This window comes from Streptomyces sp. MAI_2237 (assembly GCF_054189285.1).
Window position 1 is genome coordinate 434,779 of sequence record NZ_JAJPGQ010000001.1, and the last position, 15,177, is coordinate 449,955.

Sequence of the window (15,177 nt, forward strand, 5' to 3'; positions counted from 1 at the left end):
TGCAGTGGACCGACCAGTGTACGTCGCCCGGCGCCGAAGCGCCTCGTTTATCCGGCGCGCTCCGGGGCACATCGTCTGTACGCCGGGGGGCGCTGTGAGCTGCGTTTCCGCGCCCGGCACGGGCGGTTCTCCGTGCTCGGCACGGGCGGTTTTCCGCTCGCGGCGCGGGCGGTTCCTCAGCGGGCGTTGAAGTACTTCGCCTCCGGGTGGTGGATCACGATGGCGTCCGTGGACTGCTCGGGGTGCAGCTGGAACTCCTCGGACAGCTGGACTCCGATGCGCTCGGGTTCGAGGAGGTCGGCGATCTTGGCCCGGTCCTCCAGGTTCGGGCACGCTCCGTAGCCGAGCGAGAAGCGGGCGCCGCGGTACTTCAGGGCGAACATGTCCTCGATGTCGCCGGGGTCCTCCCCGGCGTAGCCGAGCTCCGACCGCACGCGCGCGTGCCAGTACTCGGCGAGGGCCTCGGCCAACTGCACGGACAGGCCGTGCAGTTCGAGGTAGTCGCGGTAGGCGTTGGCCTCGAAGAGCTTCGCGGTCCGCTCGCCGATCCTGGAGCCGACGGTGACGACCTGGAGGCCGACCACGTCGGTCTCCCCGGCTTCCTCCGGGCGGAAGAAGTCGGCCAGGCACAGGCGGCGGCCGCGGCGCTGGCGCGGGAAGGTGAAGCGGGTGCGTTCGTTGCCCTGCTCGTCCAGGATGATCAGGTCGTCGTCCTTGGAGACGCAGGGGAAGTAGCCGTAGACGACGGCCGCTTCGAGCAGGTTCTCGGTCTGCAGCCGGTCCAGCAGCCCGCGCAGGCGGGGGCGGCCGTCGGTCTCGACGAGTTCCTCGTACGTCGGCCCCTCGCCGGTGCGGGCCTGCTTCAGGCCCCACTGGCCCTTGAACAGGGCGCCCTCGTCGAGCCAGGACGCGTACTCCTTGAGCTGGATGCCCTTGATGACGCGGGTGCCCCAGAACGGCGGGGTGGGGATCGGGTTGTCGGTGGCGACGTCGGAGCGGACGTGGCCCTCCTCCGGGCGCTCCTCGACCTCGACGGCCGAAGTGGCCCGCACCCGGCGCTGCTTGAGCTCGGGCAGGACCGCGCCGGGGACGCCCCGCTTGACGCCGATGAGGGCGTCCATGAGGCGCAGGCCCTCGAACGCGTCGCGGGCGTAGCGGACTTCGCCCTCGTAGATCTCGTGCAGGTCCTGCTCGACGTAGGCGCGGGTGAGAGCGGCGCCGCCGAGGATGACGGGGTAGTCGGCGGCGAGTCCGCGCTGGTTGAGCTCCTCCAGGTTCTCCTTCATGATCACCGTGGACTTCACCAGCAGGCCGGACATGCCGATGACGTCGGCCCGGTGTTCCTCGGCGGCCTCCAGGATCGCGGAGACCGGTTGCTTGATGCCGAGGTTGACGACGTTGTAGCCGTTGTTGGACAGGATGATGTCGACGAGGTTCTTGCCGATGTCGTGCACGTCGCCGCGCACGGTGGCCAGCACGATGGTGCCCTTGCCCTCGGCGTCGGACTTCTCCATGTGCGGTTCGAGGTGGGCGACGGCGGCCTTCATGACCTCGGCGGACTGCAGCACGAAGGGCAGCTGCATCTGGCCGGAGCCGAACAGCTCGCCGACGACCTTCATGCCGTCCAGGAGGGTCTCGTTGACGATGTCGAGGGCGGGGCGGTCCTGGAGGGCCTCGTCGAGGTCGGCCTCCAGGCCGTTGCGCTCGCCGTCGATGATGCGGCGCTTGAGGCGCTCCTCCAGCGGCAGGGCGGCCAGTTCCTCGGCCTTGCCGGCCTTCAGCGACTTGGCGGTGGCGCCCTCGAAGAGCTGCATGAGCTTCTGCAGCGGGTCGTAGCCCTCGCTGCGGCGGTCGTAGATGAGGTCGAGGGCGGTGGTGACCTCTTCCTCGCTGAACCGGGCGATGGGCAGGATCTTGGAGGCGTGCACGATCGCCGAGTCCAGGCCCGCCTTGACGCACTCGTCGAGGAAGACGGAGTTCAGCAGGATGCGGGCGGCCGGGTTGAGGCCGAAGGAGATGTTGGACAGGCCCAGCGTGGTCTGCACGTCCGGGTGGCGGCGCTTGAGCTCGCGGATCGCCTCGATGGTGGCGAGGCCGTCCTTGCGGGACTCCTCCTGACCGGTACAGATGGTGAAGGTCAGGGTGTCGATGAGGATGTCCGACTCCTGGATGCCCCAGTTGCCGGTGAGGTCGTCGATGAGCCGCTCGGCGATCTCGACCTTCTTCTCCGGGGTGCGGGCCTGGCCCTCCTCGTCGATGGTCAGCGCGATCAGCGCGGCGCCGTGCTCCTGGGCCAGCTCAGTGACCCGCGCGAAGCGGGACTCCGGGCCGTCGCCGTCCTCGTAGTTGACGGAGTTGATGACCGCGCGGCCGCCCAGCTTCTCCAGGCCGGCGCGGATGACGGGGACCTCGGTGGAGTCGAGGACGATCGGCAGGGTGGAAGCGGTGGCGAAGCGGCCGGCGAGTTCCTCCATGTCGGCGACGCCGTCGCGGCCGACGTAGTCCACGCACAGGTCCAGCATGTGGGCGCCCTCGCGGATCTGCTCGCGGGCCATCTCCACACAGTCGTCCCAGCGGCCCTCCAGCATGGCCTCGCGGAACTTCTTCGAGCCGTTGGCGTTGGTGCGCTCGCCGATGGCCAGGTAGGAGGTGTCCTGGCGGAACGGCACGGTCTGGTAGAGGGAGGCGGCGCCGGGCTCGGGCTCGGGGGTCCGCTCGACGGGTGCGGCCTCGCGGACGCGCTCCACGAGCTGGCGCAGGTGTTCGGGCGTCGTGCCGCAGCAGCCGCCGACCAGGTTCAGGCCGTAGTCGCGGACGAAGGTCTCCTGGGCGTCCGCGAGGCCCTCGGGGTCGAGCGGGAAGTGCGCGCCGTCCTTGGTGAGGATCGGCAGTCCGGCGTTCGGCATGCACAGCAGCGGTGTGCGGGAGTGCCGGGCCAGGTAGCGCAGGTGCTCGCTCATCTCGGCGGGGCCGGTCGAGCAGTTCAGGCCGATCATGTCGATGCCGAGGGGCTCCAGGGCCGTCAGGGCGGCGCCGATCTCCGAGCCGAGCAGCATGGTGCCGGTGGTCTCGAAGGCCATCGACACCAGCAGGGGCACCTCGGTGCCGGTGGCCTCCATGGCGCGGCGGGCGGCGACGACCGAGGCCTTGGTCTGCAGCAGGTCCTGGGTGGTCTCCACGATCAGGGCGTCCGCGCCGCCGGCGAGCAGGCCCTCGGCGTTGGCCTGGTAGCCGTCGCGGATCGTGGTGTAGCCGACGTGGCCGAGGGTGGGCAACTTGGTGCCGGGACCGATGGAGCCAAGGACCCAGCGGGTGCGGCCGTCGCGGGCGGCGAACTCGTCGGCGGTCTCGCGGGCGATGCGGGCGCCGGCCTCGGACAGCTCGTGCACCCGGTCGGCGATGTCGTACTCGGTGGCCGCCGTGTGGTTGGCGCCGAAGGTGTTCGTCTCGACGCAGTCGACGCCCGCCGCGAAGTACTCCTCGTGGACGGAGCGGACGATGTCCGGCCGGGTGACGTTGAGGATCTCGTTGCATCCTTCGAGGTTCTGGAAGTCCTCGAGGGTGGGGTCCTGGGCCTGGAGCATCGTGCCCATGGCTCCGTCGGCCACCACCACTCGGGTGGCGAGGGCCTCACGGAGCGCGGACACACGGGCCCGGCTGTCGGCGGAAGGGGTCGGTGGCGACGAGGCCATGAAAGGGGCTCCCTTATGGTGCGACGGCTGTCGGCTTTGCGCGTTCCGTGGAACTCTCCGCGGTGGGCGCACCTGGCCAGAGTAACCGGGTGGGCCGTTGCGCGTTCGGGGCGTCCACGAGGCGGACCGGGATGGCCGACAGGTACCTGGTGGGAGACGTGTGACACAACAGGTGCCGTACGAGTATTAGCGGTGGGTCGGCATGGACCGGTAGTGTTCGGCATTGCCGAACGGTGGCAACGACGACGTTACGTCGACGTTCGAAGGGGACGGAGGCAGTACGGCGATGGCACGGAACATCCAGTCGCTCGAACGGGCGGCCGCGATGCTGCGGCTGCTCGCGGGCGGCGAGCGGCGGCTCGGCCTCTCGGACATCGCCTCGTCGCTCAGTCTCGCCAAGGGCACCGCCCACGGCATACTGCGCACCCTCCAGCAGGAGGGTTTCGTCGAGCAGGACGAGGCCTCCGGGCGCTATCAGCTGGGGGCGGAGCTGCTGCGTCTGGGCACCACCTATCTGGACGTCCACGAGCTGCGCGCGCGTGCCCTGGTGTGGACGGACGACCTGGCCCGCTCCAGCGGCGAGAGCGTGTACCTCGGGGTGCTGCACCAGCAGGGCGTGCTGATCGTGCACCACGTCTTCCGGCCCGACGACAGCCGGCAGGTGCTGGAGATAGGGGCCATGCAGCCCCTGCACTCCACGGCCCTGGGCAAGGTCCTGTCGGCCTACGACCCGGTCGCGCACAGCGAGGCGATGGAGGCCGACCGCAAGCCGTTCACCGACCGTACGGTGTGCGAGGCGGAGGACTTCGAGCACATCCTCGACATCACGCGCGCGCGTGGGTACGCGGCCGACGTCGAGGAGACCTGGGAGGGCGTGGCGTCCGTCGCCGCGCCCATCCACGACCGGCGGCGCATGCCGGTCGGCGCGGTCGGCATCACCGGCGCCGTGGAACGGCTGTGCCGGGCCGAGGAGAAGGACGCGCTGCGCCCCGAGCTGATCGCCGCCGTGCGGGACTGCGCCCGCGCCGTGTCGCGGGATCTGGGAGCCGGGCGCTTCTGAGCCGGCGGTTCGAGGACCGGGACGCCTCTGGCGCATCCCGGTCTCACCCGTACCCTGACACAACGGACGTACCACCCGGCCGGTACGCAGGGTGCTTGTTACTCCGCCGTACGCATCTGACCAGCAAGATCGACGACTCACGGCAATCAGTAACGATCGTGCTTTCGACAACAGAACTCTTGACGCACACGTGACGCCGCGGCGAGACTCCCGTCCATCGGTCGGCATTGTCGAACACCTACCGGCAATACGCGTTAGAGTGTGACAACGCCAAGGGCCGACACCGCTCTCACCCCCGAGGGCAGCTCGAACCTCCGGAGGGACCCGGGGTTCGGTCCCCTGGACGAAGGACAAAGGAGTCGCGGGTGTCCAGCTCCGACATCTTCATCGGCGAGACCATCGGTACCGCCATACTCATCCTGCTCGGCGGCGGCGTCTGCGCGGCCGTCACGCTGAAGGCCTCCAAGGCGCGCAACGCCGGCTGGCTCGCCATCACCTTCGGGTGGGGCTTCGCCGTGCTGACGGCCGTCTACACCTCGGCGCCGCTGTCCGGCGCCCACCTCAACCCGGCCGTGACGCTCGCGCTCGCCATCAAGGACGGCGACTGGAGCAACGTCCCGGTCTACTGGGCCGGCCAGCTGCTCGGCGCCGCGATCGGCGCGACCCTGGTGTGGGTCGCCTACTACGGTCAGTTCCACGCGCACCTGACCGACAAGGAGATCGTCGGCGGCCCGGGTGCGCAGGCCACGACGGCCAAGGCCGTGGAGGCGCAGGAGCAGGGCGCGGGCCCGGTCCTCGGCGTCTTCTCCACAGGTCCGGAGATCCGTGTCGTGTGGCAGAACCTCGCCACGGAGATCATCGGCACCATCGTGCTGGTCCTGGCCGTGCTCACGCAGGGCCTCAACGACAAGGGCAACGGCCTGGGCACCCTGGGCGCGCTGATCACCGCGCTCGTCGTCGTCTCGATCGGTCTCTCCCTCGGCGGCCCGACGGGCTACGCGATCAACCCGGCCCGTGACCTGGGTCCGCGCATCGTGCACGCCCTTCTGCCCCTGCCCAACAAGGGCGGCTCCGACTGGGGCTACGCCTGGATCCCGGTGGTCGGCCCGCTGATCGGCGGCGCGATCGCTGCAGGCATCTACAACGTCGCTTTCGCTTAAAGCAACTCGGTAGACCTTCCCCCAACTCACGGAACCCCAGGAGCACACAGTGACCGACGCGCACACCGCCGGCCCCTTCATCGCCGCCATCGACCAGGGCACCACCTCCAGCCGCTGCATCGTCTTCGACCGGGACGGCCGGATCGTCTCCGTCGACCAGAAGGAGCACGAGCAGATCTTCCCGAAGCCGGGCTGGGTCGAGCACGACGCCAACGAGATCTGGACCAACGTCCAGGAGGTCGTCGCCGGAGCCGTCCAGAAGGCCGGCATCACCCGCGACGACATCAAGGCCATCGGCATCACCAACCAGCGCGAGACGACGCTGCTGTGGGACAAGAACACCGGTGAGCCCGTCCACAACGCCATCGTCTGGCAGGACACCCGCACCGACGCCCTGTGCAAGGAGCTCGGCCGCAACGTCGGCCAGGACCGCTTCCGCCGCGAGACGGGTCTCCCCCTCGCCTCCTACTTCGCCGGCCCGAAGGCCCGCTGGCTGCTCGACAACGTCGAGGGCCTGCGCGAGCGCGCCGAGCGCGGCGACATCCTGTTCGGCACCATGGACACCTGGGTCATCTGGAACCTGACCGGTGGTGTCGACGGCGGCAAGCACTACACCGACGTCACCAACGCCTCCCGCACCATGCTGATGAACCTGCACACGCTGGAGTGGGACGAGAAGATCGCCGAGTCCATCGGCGTGCCGCTGGCGATGCTGCCCGAGATCCGCTCCTCCGCCGAGGTCTACGGCGAGATCACGGGCGGCAAGCTGGGCGAGCTGCTCGGCGGCATCCCGGTCGCCTCGGCGCTCGGCGACCAGCAGGCGGCCCTGTTCGGCCAGACCTGCTTCTCCGAGGGCGAGGCCAAGTCGACGTACGGCACCGGCACGTTCATGCTCATGAACACCGGTGAGAAGATCATCAACTCGTACTCCGGTCTGCTCACCACCGTCGGCTACCGCATCGGCGACGACGCCCCGGTCTACGCCCTAGAGGGCTCGATCGCCGTCACCGGTTCGCTGGTGCAGTGGATGCGCGACCAGATGGGCCTGATCTCCACCGCCGCCGAGATCGAGACGCTCGCGCTCTCCGTCGAGGACAACGGCGGCGCCTACTTCGTGCCGGCCTTCTCCGGTCTGTTCGCCCCGCACTGGCGCTCCGACGCCCGCGGTGTGATCGCCGGCCTGACCCGGTACGTCACCAAGGCGCACCTGGCCCGCGCCGTCCTGGAGGCCACCGCCTGGCAGACCCGTGAGATCACGGACGCCATGACCAAGGACTCGGGCGTGGAGCTCACCGCGCTCAAGGTCGACGGCGGCATGACCTCCAACAACCTGCTGATGCAGACCCTCTCGGACTTCCTGGACGCCCCCGTGGTGCGCCCGATGGTCGCCGAGACCACCTGCCTCGGCGCCGCCTACGCCGCCGGTCTCGCCGTCGGCTTCTGGACCAGCACCGACGACCTGCGCGCCAACTGGCGCCGGGCCGCCGAGTGGACCCCCCGCATGGACGCGGACACCCGCGACCGTGAGTACAAGACCTGGCTCAAGGCCGTCGAGCGGACCATGGGCTGGATCGAGGACGAGAGCTGACGAGCACCCCGCAAGGCTCGCGGCTCCGATGAGGAGTAAGAACCCGACATGACCAGTCAGACCACCCTGCAGTCCGTGCCTGCCCTCGGTACGCACCCGGCCTCCGGCTCCAACCCGAGCCGCGCCGAGACCCGGGAGCAGCTCTCCAAGGCGTCGTACGACCTTCTCGTGATCGGCGGCGGCATCCTGGGCATCTCCACCGCCTGGCACGCCGCGCAGTCCGGCCTCAGGGTGGCTCTGGTCGACGCCGGCGACTTCGCCGGCGCCACCTCCTCCGCCTCCTCCAAGCTGCTCCACGGCGGTCTGCGCTACCTGCAGACCGGCGCGGTGAAGCTGGTGGCGGAGAACCACTTCGAGCGCCGTGCGGTCTCCCGCCAGGTGGCTCCCCACCTGGCGAACCCGCTCACGTTCTACCTCCCCGTGTACAAGGGCGGGCCGCACGGCGCGGCGAAGCTCGGGGCGGGCGTCTTCGCCTACTCCGCGCTCTCCGCGTTCGGTGACGGCGTAGGCCACCTGCTGTCCCCCGCGCGGGCCGCGCAGGACGTGCCGGAGCTGCGCACCGACAACCTCAAGGCCGTCGCCGTCTACGGCGACGACCAGATGAACGACGCGCGCATGGCGCTGATGACGGTCCGCGCGGCCGTCGAGGCGGGCGCCGTCGTCCTGAACCACGCCGAGGTGACCGGGCTGCGGTTCACCCGGGGCCGGGTGACGGGCGCGGACCTGAAGGACCGTACGACGGGCGACGAGTTCGGCGTGAACGCCCGTCTGGTGCTGAACGCGACCGGCCCGTGGGTCGACCACCTGCGCCGGATGGAGGACCCGAACGCGGCGCCGTCGATCCGGCTGTCGAAGGGCGCGCACCTGGTCCTGAAGCGGACCTCTCCGTGGAAGGCCGCGCTGGCGACCCCCATCGACAAGTACCGCATCACCTTCGCCCTCCCCTGGGAGGACATGCTGCTGCTCGGCACGACCGACGAGGAGTTCGAGGGCGACCCGGCGGACGTCGCGGTCACCGAGAAGGACATAGCCCAGATCCTCGACGAGGCCGCGTTCTCGGTCCGCGACCAGCAGCTGTCCCGAGATCTGATCACGTACTCGTTCGCGGGTCTGCGCGTGCTGCCGGGCGGCCCCGGCGACACCGCCAAGGCCAAGCGCGAGACGGTCGTCACCGAGGGCCGGGGCGGGATGCTGTCCGTCGCGGGCGGCAAGTGGACGACCTTCCGGCACATCGGCCGTACGGTCATGCAGAAGCTGGAGGCGCTGCCGGGCGCTCCGCTCGGTGACGACTTCGAGCCGATCGCCTCCCTGCCCAGGAAGCTGCCGCTGCCCGGTGTCGCCAACCCGCGCGCGGTCGCGCACCGGCTGCTGGTGGACAACCCGGCGCCCGGGCCGCGTATGGCCGCCGACACCGCCAAGCACCTGGCCACGCACTACGGTTCGCTGGCCTTCGACATCGCGCGGCTGGCGAACGAGAACCCGGAGCTGGGCCGGCGGGTCCACCCGGACGCCCCGGAGATCTGGGCGCAGGTCGTCTACGCCCGGGACAACGAGTGGGCAGAGACGCCCGACGACGTGCTGCGCCGCCGGACGACGCTGACGATCCGGGGCCTGGCCACGGACGAGGTGCGCGCCAAGGTCCAGGACCTGCTCGACGGGAAGTGACCGCGCACCGGCCCTCCACCCGACCGGGGGCCGGCACGGACGGGAACGGGCCCTCTCCCCGGGGCGCCGGAACCCGGTGAGAGGGGCGGCTCCCTGCCGACGGAGCCGCCCCTTTCGCGTGCGGGCCACGCGCCCCGGGGCCCTGATCGCCGATCTGGAGGCCGGTGTCCGGTCCGGCACCATAATGAGCCTGGACATCCGACGTCTCGGCAGGGTGCGGCGACAGGGATGGGGCGAGAGGGAGGCCGGTCATGGCAGTCACCGACGAGGCGATCGAGAAGATCAAGGGCATGATCGTCTCCGGGGCGCTGGGCCCGGGCGACCGGCTGCCCAAGGAGAGCGAACTCGCCTCCGAGCTGGGCCTGTCCCGCAACTCCCTGCGCGAGGCCGTCCGCGCCCTGTCGCTGATCCGGATCCTGGACGTGCGGCAGGGCGACGGCACCTATGTGACGAGCCTGGACCCCCAACTGCTGCTGGAGGCGCTGAGCTTCGTCGTGGACTTCCACCGCGACGACACCGTCCTGGAGTTCCTGGCGGTGCGCCGCATCCTGGAACCGGCCGCGACGGCGATGGCGGCCTCCCGGATCAGCGAGCAGCAACTGGACGCGCTCTCGGCCCAGTTGGACCGGCTCGGGGACGCCCCGTCGGTGGAGGAACTGGTCGCCTGCGACCTCGACTTCCACCGGGGCATCGTGCAGAGCTCGGGCAACTCGGTGCTGTGCTCCCTGCTGGACGGCCTGTCGGGCCCCACCACCCGGGCCCGGATCTGGCGCGGTCTGACCCAGGAGGACGCCGTCAGCCGCACCCTGCGCGAGCACCGGGCGATCCTGTCGGCCCTGCGGGACCGGGACGCGGAGGCGGCGCGGTCCTGGGCGACGGTGCACATCGCGAGCGTGGAGCAGTGGCTGCGGTCGTCGCTGTGAGCGGCCTGCCGCCGAGGAGTGGCCCGGGGTGGCGATCTTGGGTGTCCGGGGGGTCCGTACGGGGCAGTGATCCGTTCACTCCCCCGTGCAAGGGGGCTGCGGGCGCCCCCGCGGAACGCCGTAAGGTTGGTGGGTCAAGCGAGGGCACGTCGGAAGGAGGCACTGGGTGATCGAGCTCGAGGGGGTTCCCGAGCTGATCGACCCGGTCATGGTGGCCGCGTTCGAGGGCTGGAACGATGCCGGTGACGCCGCCTCCGCCGCGGTCGCGCATCTGGACAGGGAGTGGAAGGGCGAGGTGTTCGCGGCGCTCGACGCCGAGGACTACTACGACTTCCAGGTGAACCGCCCCACGGTGTGGATGGACGCGGGAGTACGCAAGATCACATGGCCGACGACAAGGTTGTCGGTGGTGCGGGTGGGCGGCGACAAGCCGCGCGACCTCGTGCTGGTGCGGGGCATCGAGCCGTCGATGCGGTGGCGTTCGTTCTGCAACGAACTGCTGGGCTTCGCGCACGAGCTGGGCGTGGAGCTGGTCGTCGTCCTCGGCGCCCTGCTGGGCGACACCCCGCACACCCGGCCGGTCCCGATCAGCGGAACGACGTCCGACGCCGACCTGGCTCGGCGGATGGACCTGGAGGAGACCAAGTACGAGGGCCCCACGGGCATCGTCGGCGTCCTCCAGGAGGCCTGCACACACGCGGGCGTGCCGGCGGTCAGCCTGTGGGCGGCCGTGCCGCACTACGTGTCGCAGCCGCCCAACCCCAAGGCGACGTTGGCGCTGCTGAACCGGCTGGAGGACCTGATCGACGTGCGCATCCCGCTGGGCGAGCTGCCCGAGGACGCGCGCGCCTGGCAGGTGGGAGTGGACCAGTTGGCCGCGGAGGACAGCGAGGTCGCCGAGTACGTGCAGTCGCTGGAGGAGGCCCGGGACACCGCGGAGCTGCCGGAGGCGTCCGGCGAGGCGATCGCCCGGGAGTTCGAGCGGTATCTGCGGCGGCGGGACGGGCACACGAAACCGCCGACGACTCCGCCGAAACCCGGCGGGGAGGACGACGATTCCTCCGAGGAGTGACCGAGAGGGGCGGTGCGCCGGGCGCACCGCCCCTCCTCCGTTTCCGGCTCCCCCGGACCATCCGTGAGCTTTGGCCGGATTGATGCGTGACATCATTTTCCGGACGGATTGCACACGTTACCCAATTCAACTTGTTTCAAACGAAGTTGGTGAAAACGGTCTGGACGCCTCGCCGTCGAAGTGCTTGGTTGTGCAGCGAAGGCGCACCCGCGCGGACCGAAGGGAGCGGCAGCGATGAGCGACCAGGTACAGCCGGCGCAGGGCCCGGGAGCCTCCGGGCCGGGCCCCGACGGAGCGGGATTCACCTATCACGGAGCCGAGCACGAACTGATCGTCGTCGCCCGCCCCGAGGCCCGGCTGCGTGCCCGGCCCGAGGGCGTGCGCTCGGCGGCCGGCGCCGACCTCTCCGCGCTCGAGATGTTCCTCGGCGACGAACAGCTCACGCTGGAGCCGCTGTTCGGCAGCGAGGAACGGCTCCAGCAGTCCTCCGCCCCGCCGGGTGAGCAGAACGTGCCCGACCTCGCGCTGTTCTACCGGGTGCGCGGCGGCGAGAGCCGCGCCCAGGAGCTGCGCTCACGGATCGCGGCGCTGCCGGGGATCGAGACGGCGTACGTGAAACCGGGCGCGGTGCCGGCCACCGTCACCGGCGACAGCGGCCGGTTGAAGGAAGGCGCCCCGGCCACGCCGGACTTCAGCGGCCGGCAGGGCTATCTGCGCCCCGCCCCCGAGGGGGTAGACGCCCACTGGGCCTGGCAGCGCCCCGGTGGGACCGGTCAGGGGGTGACGGTCATCGACGTCGAGGGCGCTTGGCAGTTGGGCCATGAGGACCTGGCCGCCAAGCTGGCCGGCGTCGTGGTCGGCACTCCCCTGACCGACCTCGCGTGGCGCAACCACGGCACCGCGGTCATCGGCGTGATCGGCGGCGACCGGGGCGAGTTCGGGGTGAACGGCATCGTGCCCGACGCGGTGACCGCGGCCGCCTCCTTCCAGGGCATCGGCACGGCGGCGGCGATCCACGCGGCGGCCGACCGGCTCGGCCCCGGTGACGTGGTCCTGGTCGAACTGCACCGCCCGGGGCCGAGGTTCGAGTACGCCGAGCGCGACGACCAGCGCGGCTACATCGCCCTCGAATGGTGGCCGGACGACTTCGCGGCCATCCGGTACGCCACCGCCAAGGGTGTCCTCGTCGTCGAGGCGGCGGGCAACGGCGGCGAGTCGCTCGACGAGGCTCTCTACGAGCGCCGCCCGGACGAATTCCCCGAGTGGTGGCGCAACCCGTTCAACTCCTCCCACCCGTCCTCCTGCGCCGTCCTCGTCGGCGCGGGCGCGCCACCGCCCGGCTCACACGGCCGCGACCACGGCCCGGACCGCTCCCGGCTGGCGTTCTCGAACTACGGCGCCCGGCTGGACGCGCAGGGCTGGGGCCGCGAGGTGACGACGACCGGCGGCTCCTGGGACCGGCCCGGCGATCTGCAGGGCGGACCCGAGGAGATCGCCTGGTACACGGACACGTTCTCCGGGACCTCCTCCGCCTCCCCGGTGGTGGTCGGCGCGCTGGCCGCGCTGCAGGGCATGCTCAAGGCCGCCGGCCAGCCACCGATGTCCCCGGAGCGGGCCCGGCTGGTGCTGCGGGCCACCGGCTCCGCGCAGCAGGACGCGCCGGGCCGCCCCGCCTCCCAGCGGATCGGCAGCCGGCCCGACATCAGGGCGGCCGTCACCCATCTGCTGCCGCAGGCGATCGGCTCGGGCCGCGCCGAGCGGTACTGGGACGAGTTGCTGCCCTACCCGCGTGAACTCCCGCCCAGGCTGCGCCTGTTCGTGGGCGGCGCCTGGCGCAACCTCAATCGTCCGTCCCCCGAGATCCGCCAGGCGGTGCACGCCGCGTTCGCGGGGGGACGGCCCGACGTCCGGGTGTGGTTCTCGGACGACGAGATCGTCGGCCTGGTGGTCACCGGCTGACGGTCCGGCAAGGCAAGGCCTCACATCAAGGGAAGGTGACATCCGTATGAGCATCACCCCGCAGATGGGCCACATGGAACAGCAGGGCCGCCACGGCCAGGCGTTCCCCAGCACCTCGCCCTACGAGCAGCAGAACTTCGAGCAGCAGAACCTCGGTCAGCAGCAGGGCTACGGCCAGCAGCAGCCGTTCGCACAGCAACAGCCGTTCGGGCAGCAGCAGTCCGCCGGCTGGCCGGGCGCCGGCATGATGCCGCAGCTGCAGCAGCTGGGCCAGCAGCCGCCCTTCCACCAGCTGCTGGAGCAGCTCGGGCAGCAGCAACAGCAGCCGTTCGGACAGCAACAGGGCCAGCACATGCAGCAGATGCAGCAGCAGGACCAGCAGGCGCGGCAGCAGGAGCAGCAGACCCAGCAGCAGCTGGCGCAGCTCGCGCAGTCGGTGGTCCAGCAGGTCCAGGCGCAGGCGCTCGCCTCCGGCGTGGCGAACGGCTTCGTCGACATCCCGCAGCCGCTGCAGGGCCAGCCGCAGCAGGTCTACCTGCGCATCAACGGTCAGTTCCGGGTCCTGAACAACCCCGTTCCGCAGCTGCACCAGCAGATCCAGGAGGCCTTCGCCCTCGGTCACCAGGTGATCGGCGTTTGGGACACGCAGTCCCCGAACATCCTGCGCAGCGTACGGATCCAGCGGATCTGACGCGGCCCGCACAGCGCACGAGGGGCGCCTCCCCTGCGGGGGAGGCGCCCCTCTCGTACGACTGCCTACAGGGCCACGCCCAGCAGCGCGTCGACGGCCCGGGACACCACGCCGGGGGAGCCGATGTCCGTGCCGCCCTGTTCGTCCTGGAGCGCCGCCCAGCGGTCGACCGCGGCGAGCGCGGCCGGGGCGTCCAGGTCGTTCGCGAGGGCCTCGCGGATCTCCTCGACGAGGGCCTCGGCGGGCGGCCCGTCGGGCCGGGAGACTGCCGCGCGCCACCGGCCGAGCCGGTCCACCGCGTCCTGGAGCACCTGGTCGGTCCACTCCCAGTCGGAGCGGTAGTGGTGGGCCAGCAGGGAGAGCCGGATCGCGGCGGGGTCGACGCCGTCGCGGCGCAACTGCGACACGAAGACCAGGTTGCCCTTGGACTTCGACATCTTCTCGCCGTCGAGGGCGACCATGCCGGCGTGGACGTACGCCTTGGCCATCGGGAACTCGCCGGTGAGCACCTGGGCGTGGGAGGCGCCCATCTCGTGGTGCGGGAAGGCGAGGTCGGAGCCGCCTCCCTGGACGTCGAAGGTCATGCCGAGGTGGTCCAGGGCGATGGCGACGCACTCGATGTGCCAGCCGGGGCGCCCGCGGCCGAGGGAGCCGCCGTCCCAGCTGGGCTCGCCCTCGCGGGCGGCCATCCACAGCATCGGGTCGAGGGGGTTCTTCTTGCCCGGACGGTCCGGGTCGCCGCCGCGCTCGGCGGACAGCAGCCGCATGGCGGCCGCGTCCAGGCCGGAGACCTTGCCGAAGTTCGGGTCCGACTCGACGGAGAAGTAGACGTCGCCCTCGAGTTCGTAGGCGGCGCCCGCCTCCCGCAGCCGCTCCACGAGCGGCACGATGCCCGGTATCGCCTCGACCGCGCCGATGTAGTGCTGCGGCGGCAGCATCCGCAAGGCGGTCATGTCCTCGCGGAAGAGGGCGGTCTCCTTCTCGGCGAGGGCCACCCAGTCGACGTCGTCCCGCTGCGCGCGCTCCAGCAGCGGATCGTCAACGTCGGTGACGTTCTGGACGTAGTGGACCTGCCGCTTGGTGTCGAGCCACACGCGCTGAACGAGGTCGAACGCGTTGTAGGTCGCCGCGTGCCCCATGTGGGTGGCGTCGTACGGGGTGATGCCGCAGACGTAGATACGGGCGACGGGACCGGGGTCGAGGGTGACGAGGCCGCCGGTCGCGGTGTCGTGGATCCTCAGGTCGCGGCCCTGACCAGGCAGGGCGGGGACCTCGGAAGCGGGCCAGGCATGCATGTCATGAGCCTAACCGGACGGATGTTCCGTATACGAACCGGACCGGGCCGGATGGCCGGTAAGGCCGTCTTG

The 15,177-nt window shown here is 70.9% G+C and carries 10 protein-coding genes; 8 read left to right on the forward strand and 2 right to left on the reverse strand.

Annotated features, from left to right (window positions below; all coding sequences use genetic code 11):
- Positions 1–176: 176 nt before the first annotated feature.
- The gene (gene metH, locus LN251_RS02050) at positions 177–3,692 is read right to left on the reverse strand and encodes a methionine synthase (RefSeq protein WP_458242812.1); all 3,516 of its coding nucleotides are present in this window, start codon (positions 3,690–3,692) and stop codon (positions 177–179) included.
- A gap of 286 nt (positions 3,693–3,978) precedes the next feature.
- Here metH and LN251_RS02055 point away from each other — a divergent pair, with 286 nt between their 5' ends.
- From LN251_RS02055 to LN251_RS02090, 8 genes are all read left to right on the forward strand, one after another.
- On the forward strand, positions 3,979–4,752 hold the full coding sequence (locus tag LN251_RS02055; RefSeq protein ID WP_058926321.1) for an IclR family transcriptional regulator: 774 nt from the start codon (positions 3,979–3,981) through the stop codon (positions 4,750–4,752).
- Between the two features lie 365 nt (positions 4,753–5,117).
- Positions 5,118–5,912, forward strand: a complete 795-nt coding sequence (locus LN251_RS02060) for an MIP/aquaporin family protein (protein WP_399899615.1) — start codon at positions 5,118–5,120, stop codon at positions 5,910–5,912.
- A gap of 49 nt (positions 5,913–5,961) precedes the next feature.
- A complete protein-coding gene (gene glpK / locus LN251_RS02065; protein WP_058926319.1) occupies positions 5,962–7,500 on the forward strand; it encodes a glycerol kinase GlpK in 1,539 nt (512 codons plus the stop codon).
- A 48-nt stretch (positions 7,501–7,548) separates the two neighbouring features.
- Positions 7,549–9,165 (forward strand): FAD-dependent oxidoreductase, encoded by a 1,617-nt coding sequence (locus LN251_RS02070; protein WP_458242813.1) that lies wholly within the window; start codon positions 7,549–7,551, stop codon positions 9,163–9,165.
- Positions 9,166–9,416: 251 nt separating this feature from the next.
- Positions 9,417–10,088: a FadR/GntR family transcriptional regulator gene (locus tag LN251_RS02075; RefSeq protein WP_458242814.1), complete on the forward strand. Its 672-nt coding sequence runs from the start codon at positions 9,417–9,419 to the stop codon at positions 10,086–10,088.
- Positions 10,089–10,254: 166 nt separating this feature from the next.
- Positions 10,255–11,160: a PAC2 family protein gene (locus LN251_RS02080; protein ID WP_458242815.1), complete on the forward strand. Its 906-nt coding sequence runs from the start codon at positions 10,255–10,257 to the stop codon at positions 11,158–11,160.
- A 234-nt stretch (positions 11,161–11,394) separates the two neighbouring features.
- A complete protein-coding gene (locus LN251_RS02085) occupies positions 11,395–13,119 on the forward strand; it encodes a S8 family peptidase (RefSeq protein WP_458242816.1) in 1,725 nt (574 codons plus the stop codon).
- Between the two features lie 46 nt (positions 13,120–13,165).
- Complete coding sequence (locus LN251_RS02090) at positions 13,166–13,810, forward strand: hypothetical protein (protein WP_458242817.1); 645 nt, start codon at positions 13,166–13,168, stop codon at positions 13,808–13,810.
- Between the two features lie 65 nt (positions 13,811–13,875).
- On the opposite strand, the gene mshC is transcribed toward LN251_RS02090, so the two are convergent.
- The gene (gene mshC / locus LN251_RS02095) at positions 13,876–15,105 is read right to left on the reverse strand and encodes a cysteine--1-D-myo-inosityl 2-amino-2-deoxy-alpha-D-glucopyranoside ligase (protein WP_458242818.1); all 1,230 of its coding nucleotides are present in this window, start codon (positions 15,103–15,105) and stop codon (positions 13,876–13,878) included.
- Between the last annotated feature and the right edge of the window lie 72 nt (positions 15,106–15,177).

Excerpts from the sequence above, each read along its gene's own strand:
- mshC (WP_458242818.1), bottom strand. The coding sequence starts at position 15,105 with ATGCATGCCTGGCCCGCTTCCGAGGTCCCCGCCCTGCCTGGTCAGGGC.
- LN251_RS02075 (WP_458242814.1), top strand. The coding sequence starts at position 9,417 with ATGGCAGTCACCGACGAGGCGATCGAGAAGATCAAGGGCATGATCGTC.
- metH (WP_458242812.1), bottom strand. The coding sequence starts at position 3,692 with ATGGCCTCGTCGCCACCGACCCCTTCCGCCGACAGCCGGGCCCGTGTG.
- LN251_RS02090 (WP_458242817.1), top strand. The coding sequence starts at position 13,166 with ATGAGCATCACCCCGCAGATGGGCCACATGGAACAGCAGGGCCGCCAC.
- LN251_RS02055 (WP_058926321.1), top strand. The coding sequence starts at position 3,979 with ATGGCACGGAACATCCAGTCGCTCGAACGGGCGGCCGCGATGCTGCGG.
- LN251_RS02085 (WP_458242816.1), top strand. The coding sequence starts at position 11,395 with ATGAGCGACCAGGTACAGCCGGCGCAGGGCCCGGGAGCCTCCGGGCCG.
- LN251_RS02070 (WP_458242813.1), top strand. The coding sequence starts at position 7,549 with ATGACCAGTCAGACCACCCTGCAGTCCGTGCCTGCCCTCGGTACGCAC.